This is a genomic window from Streptomyces sp. NPDC021115 (genome assembly GCF_044333065.1).
In the GTDB taxonomy this organism is placed as follows: Bacteria; Actinomycetota; Actinomycetes; order Streptomycetales; family Streptomycetaceae; genus Streptomyces.
On sequence record NZ_JBIRQF010000006.1, the window covers coordinates 521,562 to 541,311 of the forward strand.

Genomic DNA, 19,750 nt, shown 5'->3' on the forward strand with positions numbered 1-19,750 from the left:
ATGCAGCAGATCGCTACGAGGCGGCACGACGAAGGTGCTCGATGGCGACGCCGAGCCAGGAAGAGGCCGGACCGGAAAGAAGCAGCGGAGCGCACACGCTGTAGGAGAGCACGACCTCGTTGTCCCTCACCGTCACCCCGGTGAGTAGGCAGTGGTCGAACGGCAGCCAGGTCTGGGGCGCGTAGGCGGGGCGGAGCCGCAGGCCAGTGGAAGTCAGCACGACTCGGGCAGGGGCACGGTCGCGCCAGCACGGTTCGGCGGCGGCTTCCGCCTCTCGTCGCCGTCGGCCGTCGAGCCGCGGATTCGACATCCAGCGTCGGCCGAACGCCGGGTGGTCCTCGTAGTAGCCGGCACGTGCCCGCGGATAGACAACTTCCGTGCCGTAAAACCGTCCTGTCTCGCACGAGACGTCGGCAAGCGCCATCTCGTCAGCGGCCAGAGGGAGGTCTGACACCTGGACTGGTGCGAGGGCACCACCGCTTTGGAGGTGGCGCACGAGGGCCGCTGCGGGCGTCTCAGCTTCGTGACGGGCGGAGTTCTCCACCGGATTCCGGTGGCCTCGCCACATGTTCTGTCCTTCCTGGTTCCATGGTCGTCCACCGCCGGTGGTGCGCGAGCGGGGAGCGGATGTGCGCCACCTGAGAGATGAGATCACTGGAGGCCCCCGGAAGCACCAGAGGGCTCTTGGGCCGCGGTGTCCTCTTCGTCCTTGAGCCGAGCGAGCAAGATGCCGAGCCGGTCGTTTCCGATCGGCTGGTGCGCCCGGACGGCCGCTTTGACCGTGTCACGACTGATCCGTCCGGCACGCCGGGACGCGGCTCGCGCGATTGGCAGGAGTTCGTCCAGCCACGCGACGTCGGCTTCCCGGGCCCCTGTGGATTCGACCCCGTCCGGGACGGACGGCTTCTCCTCGTCCGCAGGAGTGCGTGCCAGGTCCGTGGTCGTGGCGGTCGTCCCTGTGGAAAGAGATGCTGCCGCCTCATGGTCCGCGGCGGGGGCAAGCTGTCCGTCCGGCTGGTCGTCTCGCTCGTCGGAGCGGTCCGCGCCACTCGGAGACGGAGCGGCGCCGGGCTCTTGGCTCGGTGCAACGATCCCTGTGCCTGTCGGCCCGCCGTTGTGTTTACACAGGTCAACCCCAGTTCCGGCAGCGTCGTCCGCAGCGGACGGACGGACTTCATCGCGCTGAGGCCCCTGCCGTCCCCACCGGCCACGGAGGAGAGACTGCCGGCGCCCGAAGGGCAATGTCGTGGTGTGATCGAACGTTTCGGTGGACGGTCCGGAACTGCTGTCCGCTTGGTCCCGGACTGCTCGTTCGGCGGTCCGCGCCATCAGGATGTAGAGGTGAACGGACCCGGCCAAGGCCAGCGGCGCGAGCATCGAGAGGACACCGACCACGCTGTCCGTGAGGTGCAGCGCGGACCGTTCGGTGCGCGGACCGTGGTTCAGTGTGACGGCATGCAGCGCGTTCGCGCCGAGGCTCGCCCCGGTGGCCACGAGGAAGAGGGCCCAGGCGTACAGCCGGGCGCCGAAGTGGCGGTTGCGGAGGAGCACGATGGCCCGCACGCCGTACGCAATGAACCCGTCGATGAACACCGGGAAGAGGTAGGAGAGGGTTTCCCGCGCGTGAATCGCGACGGCGATCTGCCGCAACGCGTCGTAGGAGAAGGCGAAACCAGCCGAGCCGAGCAGAACGATCGCGGTCCCATCCCAAGCCGTCATCCCGCGGAGGTTGCTTGCGGACCGAGCTTCGGTGTCCGCCGGGCGTACGTGGACGCGATCCATCAGCACGAGCCCCCGCTGCGCGGGTCGATGGACTGCCAGGCCGGGGTCTGTGAGAGAAGCTGCCCGAGTTGTTCCAGAGATGCCACTTCATGCACGTGCTGACTGGGGCAGCTCACGCAGGACACGCGCAGCAGGATGCGCTCGGTACCGCCTTGATCGGTGTAGTACAGCTCAAGGTGCTGGCCCCCGGTGGTGTCGAGGGACGTGAAGGCTTGAAGGTCCTCCTCGAAGGAGAGGAGCCCCAGGACTTCCCAGTCGAGGGTGACAGCCTCGTCCCCCAGGAGGCGGCGCGCATACTTCGACGCTGCCGTGACCGACCGGGTGCCCCACGTCCGGAAGGCGTTCTCCCGCGCAGCCGTGCGCCGTTCCTCGGCCGTCGTTAGGCGCTTGGCCGCCGCGACCATGATCGGGTGACTCATCAGGGACCTTCCAGGTAGTACGGGGGGCAAGGCGCATCAGCGCAGCCGGGGCCGTTGGCAACGCGCAGCAGGACATCGGCGTGACAGGGAATATGGAGGGGGCAGGTGCACATCAGGTCGCGGCCGCGCAGCTCGCGCGCGAACCGGGCGGCATAGCGCCGTCCAACCGGTCCCCGGAGGGTGGCGGTGAAGAGGTCGACGGCCTCCGCCGAGTCCATCGGCAGACCGAGAGGCGAGGGGCCGCGATCCCCGGCGGCGAAGGGGTTGGCGTATGGGCTGCCGGGCCCGACGTACACGCGGGCAGCAGCGCTGCCGCAGGTGTCGCGGCCTGCACAGTGAAGTCGGATGGGCATCAGGCCGCCCTCCCGCCGCGCCGCCGGTCGATGCCGACCATGGGCACGAGCGTCGTCACCATCTCGGCGAGGCGGGAGGCGACCCGGCCGCCGACGAAGTCGGTCAGGTCAGGGCCCTGGTCGTCGCGTGCAGGCAGATTGGAGGTGATGACCGTCGGAAGGCAGCGGTTGTACCGGTAGTTGATGAGTCGGTACGTGATCTCCTCGGTCCACTCCGTGGTCTTCGCCGTGCCCAGGTCATCGAGCAGCAGGAATTGCACTTCACTGAGCCGCCGCAGTTCCCGTTCCGCAGCGCCCGCCACCTGCGAAGGCCGTAGACTTCCGTACATGTCCGCGCTGTTCACGGCGATCAGCTCGAACTTCTCCGGTGCACCGGCGGCGACCCTCCGTAGGGCTCCGTACGCCTGGTGGGTCTTCCCCGTTCCCGTGGGGCCGGCGAGGAGCAGAGCCCCCGCGGAAGCGTTGTCCGACAGGGCGTGATCGGCCCAAGCTGCAACCTCCGGCAGCGTCGCCTCGGCGTCGCGGAACCGAGGCGGGGTGGCGGTCCGCCAGCGGGTCAAGGCGTACTCGGCCCGTTGGCGACGGTGCCACGCCCGGTCGCCGGGGTTCTCCTCCTCGTCGTCAAGGCCTCCGGGCACGAGTTCAATTCCTTTCGCCGCAAGTATGCGTTCGAGGGCGCGCATTGACCTGGCGCTGCCCGCGCGCTTTGGCTCCGCCATGATCAAAATCCGTTCTCGTAGGCGCTGGTGTTCGCCGCGTTCTGGAAAGGCATCCATCCGCCGGGCCGTCGATGCAGCGGGACGACGTTGCCGGGTGACGCCGTGACAGGGGATTCAGCCGGTAGATCTGCCCAGATGCGGAGTAGGTAGCGGGCTGACTGGGGCGGACGTTCTGCATTCCAGCGCCCAGCGACCATGTCCATCAGACGTTCGTGGCCCCATCGACCCACAAGTTCTGTTACCCGGCTCCATTCGGATTCGGTGAGTCGCCATCCAACGAGCATTCCCGCGCCGCTCATCGCAGCAACAAGTTCCTTCGCTTCCTCGGGAACTGTTACCGAGTCTTGCGGAGTGCCGTGATGCTTGCGGCTGGACCTCGGCAAGCTAGCTTGCTTTTGGGTGGTGGTAGTACTCCCGTAGGGAGTACTACCACCACGCGCGCCTGAAGAAGAAAGTTCCGACTCTGCGTGCACCAAGTTCCTACTTGCTGGGGCGTTCTGGGAAGAGACGTCCTGGAACGAAGTTCCCACTTCGCTCTCTCTGGGCACAGTAGTAGGAACTTCAGTGCGATCGAGGAGAAGAATCCTGTAGCTGTTGGGATTGGAAGCGCCACCACCACTCTGATGGGTGAGTTCGCCAAGCGCCGCCAAGTCTCCGAGGCATTTGGTTATTCCTCGTGTAGTAAGGCCGGTGAGCTTGGATATCGCATCCAAAGTCACTGCTGCCTTTCCCTGATCGTCCGCCTCTCGGGCAAGGGCAAGCATCACTAGGCGAGACCCCCTGCGGGACCTCGATGCTGACCAGACCCGAGCTGTTGCTATCTCGCTCATCAGCCGATCTCATGAAGGTGAAGGTTTTCAGGCGGCATCCGTGTTGGGTGCAGACGAGGAAGATTTCGCGACTGAGCGCTTCCTGTGCCGCCAGACGAGCTTCCGGAGGTATTCGCGTGTCACTCCGAGTCCCCGAGCTGTGGCGGCGGGATCCGAGGACGGATCAGCTGCATAGCGTGCTACGACCGCGTCCCGCTCACCCTTGCTAAGGGCTACGGTTGATCCGCGCAGGGCGGCAGAAATGGCCTCCTCATCTACGCGCTGCTGCCACGCGACACGCAGTGGAGAACGCTCAGAGGCAAGCAAACCTGCGCGAATACCAAACTCATCGTCGTGCCGAAGTGACTCGGTTAGGCACCGAGCAGCCACCGTCGAAGGGCAGGACGCGCACAGGCTGAGTGGACGAGTCAGTGAAATACCCGCTTTGGTCAGCTTGGCCTTCACCTCATCAGGTTCCTCGTGCGGGCCATCCCCCAACGGGACGAACATTTCCGTATCATGGCCAGCACATCGGGCGTGTTCCGCCCAATCCTTTCCAGGAACCTGTTCCGCTGCTCTGAGAAGGGGAGACCAATCCCCCTGGTGCGCAGCCTCGATGAGGCTGTATATGTCTGTGTGCATTTCGTCTCGCGATGCATGCGACACTCGTCACTTTGGTCGCGCGAGTGCAATAGGGATCAGGAGTACTTGCGTGACCGTTTGGAAGGCTGAAGCGGCAAAATCGGCGCTTCCTTTTCGTTGCCGGAAGGAGCGCACGGCTGCACGAAATGCATTTCCGAAATCGCCCTCAGGTCGCCATCTGTGAACTGGACGTATCTACCCAGCTTGCGGTGCGGCAGGGAGGCGATCCGCTCACGGAGCCAGCCCTCAGGAATGTTCAGCCGCCGAGCAGCCTCGTCGTACCCAACATGGATCGGTGGTTCTGCGTCTTCACCACCGGCAAGCAGCTTCAAGGCTTCGGCGAGCTCATGCAGTCCGGGGTGGCTTGGCCCGAGGAAGCCAGCAGTCGCTGTCTCGGCGGTCAGGGCCACGGTCACCGCGCTGCCTGGACGTCGAGTTGCGCGGTACGCAGGTCGAAGGTGCGAGGGCGCTGCCACCCCGCGTTCGGGTGGGCCCGAATGATCCAGCGGGCGGCAGTCAGTGCCTGCGTTCGACTGACGCGAATGCGGGCACCGGCCGCATCGCGGGCCGTCAGCCCTATGTGAGGCCGAACGGTCTGAGGGCCCTGGAGTCGGACCTTCACCGTCGCGGCCTGAGGGAGCATCCCGGACAGATGCTCGGCCAAGCGTCGGGTATGAAGAGTGGGGTACGTAGTGCGGACCGAAGGTCCGCGCATGGCTGAGGACATGCGAAAATCTCCTGTGTGCAGCCGCTCCGGTAGAGCCCGTGCAAAGGTTCGGAGCGGTTCGCGGCGGTCTCAATGCCCTTGCCGGGGCACAAGGTCGCGTTGTCCGGCGCCCGAGAGGTCACACTCTCGGGCGCCGGTCTGTCTTGCTGGGTGCGCCCAGGGCGAGCGTGCGTCGCGACCCCGGGTTCGCTAAACTGAAGCTATCCTGATTTGAGAAACGAGTCAACTAGCTAATGTTTCCTTTGTTTCGGAAACCATGCCCTGAGGGTAGGTCTCGATGGCTGCTCGTCGGTTCGACAGACGCCGCCTGCGCGAAGTTCGTCGCGCACGAGATCTCACGCAGAGTGATGTAGCAAAAGCGGTTGGTGTCTCCGACCCAGCGGTAGCGAGTTGGGAGACCGGTCACTCGTCACCAGACGCCGAGCGGCTTCCTGCTCTTGCGCGGGTGCTCGGTCAGGATCTGGACCACATGTTCCCGCGGACCGGCCTGCCGGATCTGGCCGACCTTCGCTGTGACGCGGGCTTTTCCCAGTACCAAACGAAGGACCTGACTGGGACGAAGAGCGCCGGCCCTGTGGCGAACGCCGAACGAGGGAAGCGCCGCCTGAGTGAGAAGTTCGTTCATCTCCTGGCCGATGGGTACGGGGTCACCGTTGACGAGCTGCTGGCCGCCCAGGAGCGATCTTTCGGGCGCGATGTTCATGCTCCCGAGGCTGGCGCAACCGGCTCCGGTCAGGAGATCCCGGGCTCGCTGGCCGAGAAGATCACCTACCTGCTCGACCACTCATATCCAGGGCAGGCGCCACCCTCGGACGCAGAGATCGCACATTCGGTCAACGCGTACGCGGGAGGACCGGTAATCACCGAGGACGGCGTACGTGATCTGCGTACCGGTGCCCAGAAGGCAGCCTCCCCCCTGGTTCAGGAGGGGCTGGCCCACGTCTTCGATGTGTCCCCTATGTACTTCCAGCCGGACGAGGCCGTGGCGCGGCAGGTCTACGAGGGTCTGCGACTTCTCCAATCTGTCCGTAGGGGAGCTGTCGGCCGGAGCGCGGCACGTGGGCTGGGGTCAGAGGGGCTCTCGGCAGACGTCTTGGCCTATATCAACAAGGTTGTTGAGGAGTTGGAGGAGAAGGATTTGCCTGACGGCGGGGGAACGTAGAGCGAACTCCGTTTCTTTCGACGTGGGGTGAAGAAGGCGACGGATGCGCTCGGCTGTCTAGCGTTGCATGCGGCCTCAATGCGTCGGTTGACAGAGCTGCGGCGGCCAACTGGGCTGGAGTGGCGGGCTGGTGTCGGGCCGGTTCCACGGTGGGGATCGGGGAAGGAATGGAACGTTTATGTCCGGGATGCCGGAGTTTCAGATAGTGCTCTGCGAGCTACCTACTGGCAGGTAGACGTGCAGGTCACGCAGTCTGCTCCCCGCACCCGCGGGGATGGTCCCGCGGAATCGGACAGCACCCTGCGCAGGGTTGACTGCTCCCCGCACCCGCGGGGATGGTCCCTATGCCCATTCATGCCTGACGGCTGTCGAGGTCTGCTCCCCGCACCCGCGGGGATGGTCCCGGCACGTTGCCGACCACGCCGTCGAAGCCGCCCTGCTCCCCGCACCCGCGGGGATGGTCCTCGCACCTGGCTCAGCATCGAGCACGAGGGCGACTGCTCCCCGCACCCGCGGGGATGGTCCCCAGGAGACGGCGCTGCCGATGAAGCCGCTGATCTGCTCCCCGCACCCGCGGGGATGGTCCCGCGGTAGCCAAGGGCGCGGGTCATCGCGACAGCTGCTCCCCGCACCCGCGGGGATGGTCCCCTGTACGCCGACCTGCGTGACCAGCTCACCGACTGCTCCCCGCACCCGCGGGGATGGTCCCGACGCCGCGAAGAAGGCCAACAAGGCACTGACCTGCTCCCCGCACCCGCGGGGATGGTCGGGGAACCGACGAAAGGCGGCCCGCCCGGTGACGGAATGGGGAAACGTGGTCACAGGGTGGGTCTCCAACGGCTCTGGGGTTGCTGTGGGATGGGGTCAGCGTTTGACGCGGCTGCGGATGGCCAGGGCCGCAAGACCGAGTAGGACGGGTTCGGTGATGCGGGAGGCCATCTCGGTGTAGGTGCCCGTTGTGGTGAGGTCCTGGCCGGAGGAGCGGAAGGCTACGGAGTTGATGACTACACGCAGGGCTTTCTCGAACCGCTCGGTGGTGAGGCGCTCGGCCCACGGCCCGGTGGGGTTGGCCGGGTCGGGTGTGTGGGTGGTGAGGGTGATGTCCCGTCCTACTGCGACCTGGCGGCCGGTGATGCCCGGCTTCGGCTCTGAGGCGGGCAGGCCCCACAGGGTCAGTGCCAGCAGGGTGGCCGTCATGGCGGCGCCGAGCCAGGCCAGGGCGCGGATGGCGCGCAGCCCGTATCCGGAGAGGGCCCAGTAGGCGGTCAGCAGCACGCGTTCGCCAGCCGGTCGGGTGACATCGTGGCGGCGCATCTCCATCTCGCCGAAATAGAAGTCGGCGGCGTCCGGCTCGTTCTTGCCGTCCTCCAGCGACTTGCGCACCTGCCGGTACAGTGCGGCCAGCGCGGCCGGCTGTAAGACAGCCACGTTCTCGGGCGGGGATAACCAGCCGCGGCTGCGGGCGGAGCGGACGGCCTGCGCACGCCAGTGGTGTTCCTCGACCAGGGTACGCCGCGGGCTCCACCGCCAAAGCAGGCGCTGGTACCTGTTACCGGAGGGGGTTTCGGCGAAGGTGCACCAGCCGTCGACACGGAGTTGGTCGAGGTGGATAGCGCCAGCAAACCGGCAGGCATCGAGGGCGATGTTGTGCAGCACCAGGTGCGCGGCGTCAACGCCGTCCACGGATGTCAGACGCACGCCAGGCTCATGGCCACGTAGCTCTGTCTCTGGCAATCTGCCGGAGGAGTTGTCTGGGAACGGGGCGGGTCGGGCAGCGACCGTCAGCGGGTACTCCAAGGCCGCATCACTCAAATCGAGGTCGGCGTAGCGCAGGCGCATTGTCGCGATCGATTCCCACTGTGTTCGCACGCAGGTGACCTTGCGGGCCGCGATCTCCACCGTCACCGGCGCACCGAACACCGCGCGGTTCAGCATGACGTGCCCACCGCACACCAGCGGCCCCAACCATTGCGTGGTCTCGAACCGCACTCCGGCGAACACGGCATCGCCGGAGAAGGATGCCCCATCGAAGTGGGCGCTGCCGGAGAAGGACGCCATGGTGAAGCTGGCTTCGCCGAAGAAGGAGGTCTTGAGGAAGAAGGCAGGGTAGGAGAAAGACGCCCTGCTGAACTCGGCTTTGCTGGAGAAGGACGCCCTATCGAACCAGGTGTAGGTGGAGAAGGATGCCCCCACGAAGCTGGCTTCGCTGGAGAAGGACGCTTCATAAAAGAGAGTGGGGTTGAAGAAGGATGCCTCGTGGAAGCTGGCTTCGCCGGAGAAGGACGCCCCGGCGAAGTCGGCGATGCTGGAGAAGGAGGCAGCTCCGAAGCTGGCTTTGCCGAAGAAGGACGCCCTGTGGAAGTCGGCCTTGCTGAAGAAGGACGCTCCCACGAAGCAGGCTTCGCCGAAGAACGACGCGCTGTCGAACCCGTCGGTGGCGCCCGCGCCTGAGAAGGTTGCTCCGTTGAAGAGGGCTTTGCCGAGGTGGGGGTGGCTTGTGAGGGGGTCGTGTAGTGCGTCGAGGAGCTGCCGCAGCAGGTCTTCGGTGAAGGGGGTGCCGCGGTGGTCGACCTCGGCGCCAGGGGCCAAGGTCGTCAGGTAGGCAGCGCGGTCGGTCTCGTTGAGGTGGGCCAGGCACGCCGTGTATCCGGCAACGTGGATGCCAGGGCAGCCGATCGGATTCTCCGGGGTCGCGCCCAGGCCGCAGTGGGGCCAGTTGGGTGAGGTGTGGGATGGCTCGGAACTTGCAGACGTCATGCTCCTAGGATGATGACCGCCAGCCGTGCGGTTGCCCGCCGCGTTTTCTCTCACAGCGCTGGCGCTGACCTGTCCGACGTCCGGTCGGCGGTTGAGCCTCTTGGGGAGCCTGCGACTTCACCACGGGACCTCAGTACCAAAGTAACTGTCATAACCGCAGGTCAGCGAATTTCGTCGGTGGCCCTGGTCCCGGCACCTACCGCGACATCCACCGCGCGGACCTCTGCTCCCCGCACCCGCGGGGATGGTCCCGGGATGAGTGTGCCGGTGGCCCATCCCACCAACTGCTCCCCGCACCCGCGAGGATGGTCCCGCGGCCACGATGAACCGGTCGGCCTTGACATACTGCTCCCCGCACCCGCCGGGATGGTCCCACACCGCGCGGGACGGGCCGCGGGTGAGGGTGCTGCTCCCCGCACCGCGGGGATGGTCCCTGGACCGGGACCTGGAGCAGCCAGGAGAACGACTGCTCCTCGCACCCGCGAGGATGGTCCCGTCACGTTCGTAACGAGCACGGCCACGGAGACCTGCTCCCCGCACCCGCGGGGATGGTCCCTTGGGGTTGCCAAACGGCTGCACCGGCTTCTTCTGCTCCCCGCACCTGCGGGGATGGTTCTTCCATGAGAGTGCAGCGGGGTGAGGCGGCAGCTTAGCCGCCGCTCCGGGTAGTTGTGCTGGAGCGTGGCTTGGTCGCTCAATCCTCCCTGGTGGCTGCTGGTAGACCGTGGCCCAGGCGTGGGGAGGTGGGTGGGTTGGCAGAGTCCTCGGCCGGAGCCGCGGGGTGACAACCCCGACGTGTGTCATGCGTCGATGGCGAGGTTTTCGTCCAAAAAGGACTTCTTCGTCTGGCTCTTCCGGTACTTATCAGACATGACACGTGGGGGCGAGTTGAGGCCTGGGTTGAAAGATCGGCTCAGTGGGCCGGCGCGGACGGTGTGGGCCAAGCATGACCGGGATGGTGGTGGCTGGCTTCCGCTGTGGCGGCACATGGAGGACAGCGCCGCTGTGGCGGGGCTGCTCTGGGATCAGTGGCTTCCGGACAACGTGAGGACCCTGATTGCGAGGATGCTGCCAGGCGGGCTGGACGATGGGCGTCGTCTGGCGGTGTGGCTGGCTGGGGTACACGACATCGGGAAGGCAACCCCGGCGTTCGCTTGTCAGGTCGAACAGCTCGCGTATGCGATGCACGAGCAGGGCCTGGAGATGAAGACTCAGCGGCAGTGGGGGACCGACCGTCGGATGGCTCCGCACGGTCTGGCTGGACAACTGCTGCTGGCCGAGTGGCTGGAGGACTGGTACGGGTTCACTGTGCGGCAGTCGGGGCAGTTCGCGGTCGTAGTGGGCGGGCACCACGGAGTGCCGCCGGAACACGGCCAGATCAAGGGGCTCGACGACCGTGAGGATCTCCTGCGTACGCCGGGGGAGAGCCGGTCACGGTGGCTGAGGGTCCAGAAGGAGCTGTTGGAGGCGTGCGCTGAGGAGTTCGGAGTTGCAGAGCGGCTCGGCGACTGGCAGTCGGTGAAGTTGCCGCAGCCGGTGCAGGTGCTGTTGTCGGCGCTGGTGATCGTCGCCGACTGGATCGCCAGCAACCCTGACCTGTTCCCGTACTTTCCGCAGTCCGCTCACCAGACGGGCGAGGAGCGGGTGACGGCGGCCTGGCGGGGGCTTCGGCTGCCGCCTCGCTGGCGGGCTCAGGAGCCGGTCGAGGACATACCGGAGCTGTTCGCGTCGCGGTTCGACTTGCCTTCCGGCGCCCAGGTCCGGCCGGTGCAGGAGGCGGCGGTACGACTGGCGCGCACCATGCCGGAGCCGGGGCTGCTGGTGATCGAGGCGCCGATGGGCGAGGGCAAGACGGAGGCCGCACTGGCGGCGGCGGAGATCCTGGCGGCCCGTTCGGGGGCGGGCGGAGTGTTCTTCGCCCTGCCGACGATGGCCACGGGTAACGCGATGTTCCCACGGCTGCTGGACTGGTTGGAGCGGCTGCCGACCGAGGGCGGCGTGCGGTTGTCGGTGCTCTTGGCGCACTCCAAGGCCGCGTTGAACGAGGACTACGCCGATCTGCTGCGCGCGGGTTCGCAGCAGATCGCGGCAGTGGAGCTCGACGAGGACGCCGGACCGGTGCGGCCGGGGCGCGAGGGGAGTGCGGCGCCGGCGGAGCTGGTGGCGCACTCCTGGCTGCGCGGCCGGAAGAAGGCGATGCTCTCGTCGTTCGTCGCGGGCACCGTGGATCAGCTGCTGTTCGCTGGTCTGAAGAGTCGGCACTTGGCGCTGCGGCATCTGGCGGTTGCGGGCAAGGTCGTGATCATCGACGAGGCGCACGCCTACGACACGTACATGAGTACGTATCTGGACCGAGTACTTTCGTGGCTGGGTGCCTATCGGGTGCCGGTGGTGGTGCTGTCGGCGACGCTGCCCGCGGCGCGGCGGCGGCAGCTCGCTGAGGCGTACGCGGGTGAGGGCGCGGCGGGTGACGTCGACGGGTTCGAGGCGGTGGAGCAAGCGGAGGCGTATCCGCTGCTGACCGCTGTGGTTCCGGGTTCGGTGCCCGTGCTGGAGGCGCCTTCCGCCTCCAGTCGCAGTGGTGAGGTAGTGCTCGAACGCCTGGAGGACGACCTGGGCGTGCTCGCGGACCGGCTGGAGACCGAGCTGGTGGAGGGTGGGTGCGCGCTGGTGGTGCGCAACACCGTCCGACGGGTGCTGGAGACGGCCCGGGTGCTGAGCGAACGGTTCGGCGAGGGCGCGGTCACGGTTGCCCACTCAAGCTTCATCGACGTGGACCGGGCTGCCAAGGACCAGGCGCTGCTGTCGCGGTTCGGTCCGCCGGGCAAGTCGAAGGAGCGACCGACGCAAGGGCACATTGTGGTCGCCAGCCAGGTCGCCGAGCAGTCCTTGGACGTCGATTTCGACCTGCTGGTCAGTGATCTGTGCCCGGTGGACCTGCTGCTGCAGCGGATGGGGCGCCTGCACCGGCACCACCGTGGCGATGGCCAAGCAGATCGCCCGCCGCGGCTGCGCACGGCACGCTGCTTGCTCACCGGTGTGGACTGGGCAGGACCGGTGCCGGTGCCGGTGCGCGGCTCGGTCGCCGTCTACGGGGAGTACCCGCTGCTGCGCTCGGCCGCTGTCTTGCTGGACCACCTGGATGGCGACGCGCGGCCGGTTCGACTGCCGCGGGACATCAGCCTGCTCGTCCAGGGCGCGTACGCGAAAGAATCATCCGCACCGGCGAGTTGGGCGGAGACCATGGCTCGTGCATGGCAGCGGCATGAGGACTTCCGCCAGGACCAGGCCGAGCGGGCCGATGTGTTCCGGCTGGACCCGGTGGGACGGCCCGGGCGGCCACTGATCGGCTGGATCAGCGCGGGGGTGGGCGACGCTGACGACACCCGTGCCGGGCGCGCTCAGGTCCGCGATGGCCGGGAGAGCCTGGAGGTTGTCGTGGTGCAGCGGCGTGCCGACGGCGCGCTGGCGACTGTCGACTGGATCGAGCCGGGCAAGGCCGGGCTGGAGCTGCCCGAGGACCGGGCACCCGATGCGCGGGCGTCGAAGGCCGCGGCGGCCTGCGGGCTGCGTCTTCCGTACCAGTTTTCCTTCCCCGAGGTCCTGGATCGCGCCATCGCGGAACTGGAGCAGTTCTGCCCGCAAGCCTGGCAGGGCAAAGAGAGCCACTGGCTGGCGGGCGAGCTGATTCTCGTCCTCGACGCCGATTGTCAGACCCGTCTGGCAGGGTTCCAACTCCGCTACAGCGACGTGGACGGACTTGAGGTGACGCGTGTCTGAACCCGGAAGCACCGGCGGCGACTTGCCGTCGTTCGACCTGACCTCCCAGCCGTGGATTCCGGTGATGCGCCGGGACGGTCGGCAGGACGAGCTGTCCCTGCGCGAGGTCTTCGCGCAAGCATCGGACTTGGTCCGGATCGTCGGCGATGTGCCCACGCAGGAGTTCGCGCTGCTGCGACTGCTGCTGGCAGTCGCGCACGACGCCCTCGACGGGCCGCAGGACGCCGATCAATGGGTCGATTGGTGGGAGGACGAGGACTGCTTCGCCTCGGTGCCCTCCTATCTGGACGCCCACCGGGAGCGGTTCGACCTACTTCACCCGGTCGTGCCGTTCTTTCAGGTGGCCGGTCTGCGCACGACCCGCGACGAGGTGTTCTCGCTGAACCGGATCGTCGCCGATGTCCCCAACGGAGAACCTTTCTTCACCGCCCGCATGCCGTCCGTCGAGCGGCTCGGCTTCGCCGAGGCAGCACGCTGGGTGGTGCATACCCACGCCTACGACACCTCCGGCATCAAGACCGGCGTGGTGGGCGACAGCCGAGCCAAGAACGGCAAGGCGTACCCGCAGGGCGTGGGCTGGTCGGGCAATCTGGGCGGGGTGTTCGCAGAAGGGGACACGCTGCGCGAGACGCTGTTGCTGAATCTGGTCGCCCGCCGTACCAACAGGCATCGTTCCGATCCGGATGACCGGCCGGCTTGGCGGCGGGAACCCTGCGGCCCAGGCGCTGTCCCCAATCGGCGTCCGACAGGTATGCGGGACCTGTACACCTGGCAGGGGCGCAGGCTGCGACTGCATTTTGACAACGGAGGCGTCTACGGAGTCGTGCTCTCCTATGGCGATCCGTTGCCCCTGCACAACCTCCACGAGCGCGAGCCGATGACCGTGTGGCGACGCAGCGAGACCCAGGAGAAGAAACTCGGTGAGTCGCTGGTCTACATGCCAAAGACGCACAATCCCGAGCGTGCGGTGTGGCGCGGCTTGTCCTCGCTGCTCGCCGAGCGTCCGACGGCGTCACAGACCACCGAGGCCGCACCTGAACTCGGTGCCGGAGTCCTGGAGTGGATCGCCCAGCTCGCGACGGCCGAAGGGTATCTGCCGCGCGGAACCCGCTTTCGGGCCCGGATCGTGGGCGCTGTGTACGGCACCCAGCAGTCCGTGATCGACGAGGTCGTCGATGACCGGCTGTCCATGGCCGTCATCCTGCTGAACCGTCAGGACCGCAGGTACGCGCAGCAGGCGATCAGTGCGGTGTCCGACGCGGACCAGGCAGTGGCCGTTCTCGGCGATCTCGCCGTCGACCTGGCTCGTGCCAGTGGTGCGGCCACCGAGGGGCCTCGTAGCAGGGCTCGCGAGCAGGGGTACGACGCGCTGGACGCCCCGTACCGGTCCTGGCTCCACAAGCTGGGTGGCGTCGGTGCCACCGACCCTGAGGAACACCGCGCGCGGTGGAGGACCGAGGCCCACCGCATCATCCGCGGCATCGGCGAGCAGCTGATCGCGGGGGCGGGAGACGCCGCATGGCAGGGCCGCATCATCACCACTGGCAAGGGCGACTTGTGGCTCAACTCCGCCTACGCCGAGCGATCGTTCCGGTACCGGCTCGCCAGGGTCCTCGGCGGTCCAGAAAGTCTCAAGATCGACACAGCCGCACCGGATTCTCCCAGCGATGGTTTTGCGGACCCTGGTCCTGAAACCCCCGCAGCATAAGCAGAAAGGGGCCCTGGCATGACCACCGCCACCTACGCGAAGCCCATGCCCGACCGTGTCAAGGATCTTGTCGCCGACACGATCGGTCCGCTGCAGCACGAGCTTCTCCGCGACGGTCCCAAGGCCGTGGCGACTCTCGCCAGACTCCGCCGCGGAGCGGGGAAGCAGCCGCAGCAGGTTCCCGACCTGCTCGGGCTGATCGACACAGGGCCGCTGTACGACAAAACCCCGGACGGACGGACGCCGGGTGAGGAGTCGCTGACCCGCGCCGAGGATGCCGTACACGTCGCGATGACCCTGTGGGCGGTGCACCAGCAGTCCCGCAGCAGCGGGATGCACCGGCCCCACCGTACGGAAGCGCCCGGCGGGCTGGGAGCCGCCGTACGCCGGCTGATGGCGGAAAGAGACGCGGAGGACGCCGTACGGAAGCGGTTCGTCCGTATTGGCACCGCATCGGAGTTCTCGATCCTCGCCCAGCGTCTGCGCGAAATCGTCGTGCTGCTGCGCGACGAGGGCATCCCCCTCGACTATGCGCTCCTGGCCCGGCAGCTCTACCAGTGGCAGTGGCCGCAAGGCCCCGAGACCGTACGCCGAGCCTGGGGCCGATCCTTCCACGCCTACCGCGATCCCAAAGGCGACCCCACCACCGAGGCCGACGGGCCCAGCACCGACGCCCCGTCCAACTCCGACACGACATCCAAGGACGACTCGTGAACCGCATCTTCCTCGACGTGCATGCCCTGCAGACCGTGCCCCCCAGCAACCTCAACCGGGACGACACCGGCGCGCCGAAATCGGCGGTGTACGGCGGGGTCCCGCGGGCACGGGTCTCCAGCCAGGCGTGGAAGCGCGCCACCCGCGGCTACTTCAAGGACGCACAGCTGCTCGACCCGGCCGACCTGGGCGTACGTACGAAGAAGGTCGCCGAACTCCTCGCCACCCGCATCATCGAGCTCGACACCTCGATCGCCGAGGCCGACGCCCTGCGCCTGGCCGCCGCCGTCATCGAGGCTGCCACCGGAAAGAAGCTGGAGGCTCCCGAGCGCAAGACACGCGGCGCAAAAGCGAAGGCTGCGGCGGACGAGGAACCGGTCGACGAGGCACCCAGGTCGAAGTACCTGATGTTCCTCAGCACCCGGCAGGTCGACGGCCTTGCCGCTCTGGCCGTCGACGGCGCCGCCGACATCACCGCGTACCTGAAGGACAAGGACAACAAGGCACGCGCCAAGCAGATCGCCGACACCGACCACTCCGTCGACATCGCACTGTTCGGCCGTATGGTCGCCGACTCCACCGACTTCAATGTCGACGCGGCGTGCCAAGTCGCCCATGCGATCAGCGTGCACCGAGTGGAGAACGAGTCCGACTACTACACCGCCGTCGACGACGAGAACACTGAGGCCGAGAGCGGCGCCGGCATGATCGGCACCGTCGACTTCAACTCCGCCACCCTGTACCGCTACGCCTCCGTCAGCATCCACCAGCTCGCCGCCAACCTCGGCGAAGGAATGCGCGAGGATCAGTCGGTCACCACGCCCGTGCGGCGCGCCGTGGAGGCGTTCGTGCACGCGTTCATCGCCTCACTGCCCACGGGGAAGATCAACACTTTCGGAAACCACACGCTGCCCGACGCCGTCGTCGTCACGCTGCGCACCACCCGCCCGATCAGCTTCGTGGCCGCCTTCGAAGAGCCCGTCACGGCCGCGGCCGGCAGCGGGCACCTGCGTGAGGCCTCCGCCCGACTCGCCGCATACATCCCCGAGGTCGAACAGGCCTACGGCGACGAGGAGTCCACCCGCGCCTGGGTCCTGCGTGTCGGCTCGACCACCGACAAGCTGGCCGATGTCGGCGAGAAGACGCCTTCTTTGTCCGCGCTCGTCGAGGCCGTCGGCACCGCCGTCGCCGAGCGCATGGAGAAGCCCGCATGAGCGTGCTCACCCTCCGGCTCGACGGCCCCCTCCAGGCGTGGGGGGCCTCGGCCCGCTTCGCCCGACGTATCACCGAGTCCGCTCCCACCAAGAGCGGCGTCATCGGCATGCTCGCCGCCGCCCGCGGGATGGAGCGCGGTGACGACGCCGAACTGGCCCGTCTGGCCGCGCTCCGCTTCGGAGTCCGTATCGACCAGCCTGGCACCCGGGTACGTGACTACCAGACCGCGCGGCATCAGATCACGCAGGTGTCCATGCCCGTCTCGGAGCGCTACTACCTGGCCGACGCCGTGTTCGTCGCAGCCGTCGAAGGCGAGGACGAACTCGTCGACGTCCTGGATGCCGCACTGCACGCTCCTGTCCACGCTCCCTTCCTTGGTCGTCGCTCCTGCCCGCCTGCCCGCCCCGTGCGGCTCGGTGTGCATCGCGGGGCCGACCTCGCCCGGGCGCTGCGGGACGAGCCGTGGCAGGCAGCACCCTGGTACCGCAAAGGGCATGGCCGACAGCCCACCATCCCCCTGACGGTGCTGCGCGAGGCCGCCGCTGACGAGGACGGCGCGGACCTATTGCGAGACCAGCCACTCAGCTACGCGGCCGAGCGCCGCCGCCACGCCCTGCGCCCTGTGGTCACGGAGACCGTGGAAGTACTCCACCCTGATGTCCGGGCCGCCGCGACGGCCAGGGTGCCCATGCACGATCCTCTCGCCGCCCTGGAGGAGAGCAACTGATGTACCTGTCCCGTTTCCGGTTCAACACCGCGCGCCCCGGGGCCCGGCGTCTGCTCTCCTCCCCCCAATCGCTCCACGCGGCGGTGATGTCGTCGTTCCCTCATCTGCTCCCCACCGAGAGCGGCACAGCCGACGGGTCGCGGGTGCTGTGGCGGCTGGACCGCAACGCGGCCGCCGAGGTCCTGCTGTACGTCGTCAGTCCCGACCGTCCTGACATGACCCACCTCGTGGAACAGGCCGGCTGGCCGGCGGCAGCCACCGCAGAAGCCCCCGGCTGGCAGAGCCGCCCCTACGCCCCGTTCCTCGACCGGCTGGCCGAGGGAAGTGTGTGGGCGTTCCGCCTCACGGCCAACCCGGTCCACCAGATCCGCAGGAAGGAAGGCGAGCCGACCAAGCGGACCGCACACCTGACCCCGACCCATCAGATGGAGTGGCTGCTGGACGCGCGACGTCAGGAGCGCAGCGGATTCCTCATCTGCGAGAAGCCCGCAGAGAATCGCCTCCTGCCCGGTGGCACGACCCATCACAAGCGGCCGCAGCACGGCGACCGGTACGAACTGATAGTCCGCGACCATCGCAACCTGTCCTTCCCGAAGCAGGGGGCGGGTAACGCCTCCACTCGGAACCGCGTCACCTTGGTCACTGTCACCTACGACGGCCGGCTCACCGTCACCGACCCCGACCGGCTCCGCGCCACCCTCACCCAGGGGCTCGGCAAGGCCAAGGCATACGGCTGCGGGCTGATGACCCTCGTTCCGCTTCCCACGACAGCCGGGTGAACCGTTGACCACCGTCGGCCGGCGTCCTGCGCTCACTCCCCGGCATCTCACCCGCACCGGCGAGCGCCTGTCCTTTGTGTATCTGGAACGGTGCCTCGTCCACCGCGACGCCAACGCCATCACCGCCGAGGACGCGGACGGCACGACCCACATCCCGTCCGCCACCATCGGCACACTCCTCCTCGGCCCCGGCACCCGCATCACCCACCAGGCGATGAGCGTCCTCGGCGAGACCGGAGCGGGAGTCGCTTGGGTCGGCGAGCACGGCGTGCGCTACTACGCCGGCGGCCGAGCACTGACCCGCTCCGCCGCCCTCGCCGAGGCCCAGGCCGCCAAGTGGGCCAATCCCCGCACGCGACTTGCCGTCGCACGCGCGATGTACCGGCTGCGCTTCCCGGATGAGGACCCGGCCGGCCTCACTCGGCAGGAACTCCTTGGCCGGGAGGGGCGCCGGGTGAAGGACTGCTACCGCGAGCAAGCCGCCCGCACCGGCGTCCCTTGGCGCGGACGCCGTTACACCCCGGGCGACTTCACCAGCGGGGACGCTGTCAACCAGGCCATCACCGCCGCCGCACAGTGCATGTACGGCATCGCCCATGCCGTTGTAGCTTCCCTCGCCTGCAGCCCGGCACTGGGCTTCGTTCACTCCGGGCACGAAGTGTCCTTCGTCCTCGACATCGCCGACCTGTACAAGACCGAGATCGGTATCCCCGTCGCCTTCGACGCCGCAGCCGAGGACGACCAGGACGTCGGTGCTCGTACGCGCCGGGCTCTGAGGGACCGAATCAACCAGACGTCCCTGCTCGACCGCTGCGTTGACGACATCAAGTCCCTGCTTCTGCCAAACGCCACAGCAGGGAGCGCGGCCGTCGATCCCGAAGCGGACCGCGTTGTCCTTCACACCGACGGAGGACGACAGGTGTCCGCTGGCCGCAACTACGCCGAAGATGCCGGCCCGGAGAGTGAGGCGGTGCTCTGGTGACCGTCATCGTCCTGACCAACTGCCCTCCGGGCCTTCGTGGCTTCCTCACCCGCTGGCTCCTGGAAATATCCGCTGGCGTCTTCATCGGCAACCCCTCCGCCCGCATCCGCGACGCCCTGTGGGAAGAGGTACGCCAGCACGCGGGACAAGGCCGCTCCCTGCTCGCCCACACCACCAACAACGAGCAAGGCTTCACCTTCCGCACCCACGACCACGCTTGGCACCCCGTCGATCACGAGGGCTTGACCCTCATCCGACGTCCCCACCCCGAAGCACAGCAGGCCGCCGGTGCTCCGAAGCCAGGCTGGAGTAAGGCATCCAAGCGCCGTCGCTTCGGCAAGCGCGCCCAATAATGAGCCATGTGACCGAATTGTCGGTATCGGTGAAAGTGTGGGAAACGAGTCTGTCCTCGCACTAAAGCTCCAGGTCACCCAGTCTGCTCCCCGCACCCGCGGGGATGGTCCCTACTACGCGT

The 19,750-nt window shown here is 67.5% G+C and carries 17 protein-coding genes and 2 CRISPR repeat arrays (1 of these 19 running past the window's edge); of the genes, 9 read left to right on the plus strand and 8 right to left on the minus strand.

Going from position 1 to position 19,750, the window contains the following annotated elements; translation table 11 throughout:
- Positions 1-13: 13 nt before the first annotated feature.
- From ACH4TL_RS22215 to ACH4TL_RS22245, 7 genes are all read right to left on the minus strand, one after another.
- The gene (locus ACH4TL_RS22215) at positions 14-424 is read right to left on the minus strand and encodes a hypothetical protein (RefSeq protein WP_398316139.1); all 411 of its coding nucleotides are present in this window, start codon (positions 422-424) and stop codon (positions 14-16) included.
- A 227-nt stretch (positions 425-651) separates the two neighbouring features.
- The gene (locus tag ACH4TL_RS22220; RefSeq protein ID WP_398316137.1) at positions 652-1,719 is read right to left on the minus strand and encodes a DUF2637 domain-containing protein; all 1,068 of its coding nucleotides are present in this window, start codon (positions 1,717-1,719) and stop codon (positions 652-654) included.
- Positions 1,720-1,781: 62 nt separating this feature from the next.
- Complete coding sequence (locus ACH4TL_RS22225) at positions 1,782-2,201, minus strand: DUF6195 family protein (RefSeq protein ID WP_398316135.1); 420 nt, start codon at positions 2,199-2,201, stop codon at positions 1,782-1,784.
- Entirely contained in the window at positions 2,201-2,554 is a 354-nt protein-coding gene (locus tag ACH4TL_RS22230) for a DUF4326 domain-containing protein (RefSeq protein WP_398316133.1), read from the minus strand. Before ACH4TL_RS22230 ends, ACH4TL_RS22225 begins: the two co-directional genes overlap by 1 nt.
- Positions 2,554-3,273, minus strand: a complete 720-nt coding sequence (locus tag ACH4TL_RS22235) for an ATP-binding protein (RefSeq protein WP_398316131.1) — start codon at positions 3,271-3,273, stop codon at positions 2,554-2,556. Before ACH4TL_RS22235 ends, ACH4TL_RS22230 begins: the two co-directional genes overlap by 1 nt.
- Before the next feature lie 857 nt (positions 3,274-4,130).
- A complete protein-coding gene (locus tag ACH4TL_RS22240; RefSeq protein WP_398316129.1) occupies positions 4,131-4,724 on the minus strand; it encodes a WhiB family transcriptional regulator in 594 nt (197 codons plus the stop codon).
- Positions 4,725-4,780: 56 nt separating this feature from the next.
- Positions 4,781-5,140 (minus strand): hypothetical protein, encoded by a 360-nt coding sequence (locus tag ACH4TL_RS22245; RefSeq protein ID WP_398316127.1) that lies wholly within the window; start codon positions 5,138-5,140, stop codon positions 4,781-4,783.
- Between the two features lie 588 nt (positions 5,141-5,728).
- Between ACH4TL_RS22245 and ACH4TL_RS22250 the strand changes: the two genes are divergently transcribed.
- On the plus strand, positions 5,729-6,613 hold the full coding sequence (locus ACH4TL_RS22250; protein WP_398316125.1) for a helix-turn-helix domain-containing protein: 885 nt from the start codon (positions 5,729-5,731) through the stop codon (positions 6,611-6,613).
- Between the two features lie 253 nt (positions 6,614-6,866).
- Positions 6,867-7,383: direct repeats of the CRISPR family, unit length 28 nt; unit sequence CTGCTCCCCGCACCCGCGGGGATGGTCC.
- A 94-nt stretch (positions 7,384-7,477) separates the two neighbouring features.
- Here ACH4TL_RS22250 and ACH4TL_RS22255 read toward each other — a convergent pair.
- Complete coding sequence (locus ACH4TL_RS22255; RefSeq protein WP_398316123.1) at positions 7,478-9,370, minus strand: pentapeptide repeat-containing protein; 1,893 nt, start codon at positions 9,368-9,370, stop codon at positions 7,478-7,480.
- 870 nt (positions 9,371-10,240) lie between these two features.
- On the opposite strand from ACH4TL_RS22255, the gene cas3 reads away from it, so the two are divergent.
- From cas3 to cas2e, 8 genes are all read left to right on the plus strand, one after another.
- Entirely contained in the window at positions 10,241-13,150 is a 2,910-nt protein-coding gene (cas3, locus tag ACH4TL_RS22260; RefSeq protein ID WP_398316750.1) for a CRISPR-associated helicase Cas3', read from the plus strand.
- A 64-nt stretch (positions 13,151-13,214) separates the two neighbouring features.
- On the plus strand, positions 13,215-14,858 hold the full coding sequence (casA, locus tag ACH4TL_RS22265) for a type I-E CRISPR-associated protein Cse1/CasA (protein WP_398316747.1): 1,644 nt from the start codon (positions 13,215-13,217) through the stop codon (positions 14,856-14,858).
- Positions 14,859-14,876: 18 nt separating this feature from the next.
- Positions 14,877-15,572: a type I-E CRISPR-associated protein Cse2/CasB gene (gene casB, locus ACH4TL_RS22270; RefSeq protein ID WP_398316121.1), complete on the plus strand. Its 696-nt coding sequence runs from the start codon at positions 14,877-14,879 to the stop codon at positions 15,570-15,572.
- The gene (cas7e, locus tag ACH4TL_RS22275) at positions 15,569-16,786 is read left to right on the plus strand and encodes a type I-E CRISPR-associated protein Cas7/Cse4/CasC (protein WP_398316119.1); all 1,218 of its coding nucleotides are present in this window, start codon (positions 15,569-15,571) and stop codon (positions 16,784-16,786) included. The genes casB and cas7e overlap by 4 nt, the downstream gene beginning before the upstream one ends.
- Positions 16,783-17,514, plus strand: a complete 732-nt coding sequence (gene cas5e, locus ACH4TL_RS22280) for a type I-E CRISPR-associated protein Cas5/CasD (RefSeq protein WP_398316117.1) — start codon at positions 16,783-16,785, stop codon at positions 17,512-17,514. Before cas7e ends, cas5e begins: the two co-directional genes overlap by 4 nt.
- Complete coding sequence (gene cas6e / locus ACH4TL_RS22285) at positions 17,514-18,293, plus strand: type I-E CRISPR-associated protein Cas6/Cse3/CasE (RefSeq protein WP_398316115.1); 780 nt, start codon at positions 17,514-17,516, stop codon at positions 18,291-18,293. The genes cas5e and cas6e overlap by 1 nt, the downstream gene beginning before the upstream one ends.
- Positions 18,294-18,297: 4 nt before the next feature.
- Positions 18,298-19,275 (plus strand): type I-E CRISPR-associated endonuclease Cas1e, encoded by a 978-nt coding sequence (cas1e, locus tag ACH4TL_RS22290; protein ID WP_398316113.1) that lies wholly within the window; start codon positions 18,298-18,300, stop codon positions 19,273-19,275.
- Positions 19,272-19,628, plus strand: a complete 357-nt coding sequence (gene cas2e, locus ACH4TL_RS22295) for a type I-E CRISPR-associated endoribonuclease Cas2e (protein WP_398316111.1) — start codon at positions 19,272-19,274, stop codon at positions 19,626-19,628. The genes cas1e and cas2e overlap by 4 nt, the downstream gene beginning before the upstream one ends.
- A gap of 83 nt (positions 19,629-19,711) precedes the next feature.
- Positions 19,712-19,750: a CRISPR direct-repeat array (repeat unit 29 nt; unit sequence CTGCTCCCCGCACCCGCGGGGATGGTCCC); it runs 1,575 nt beyond the window's last position.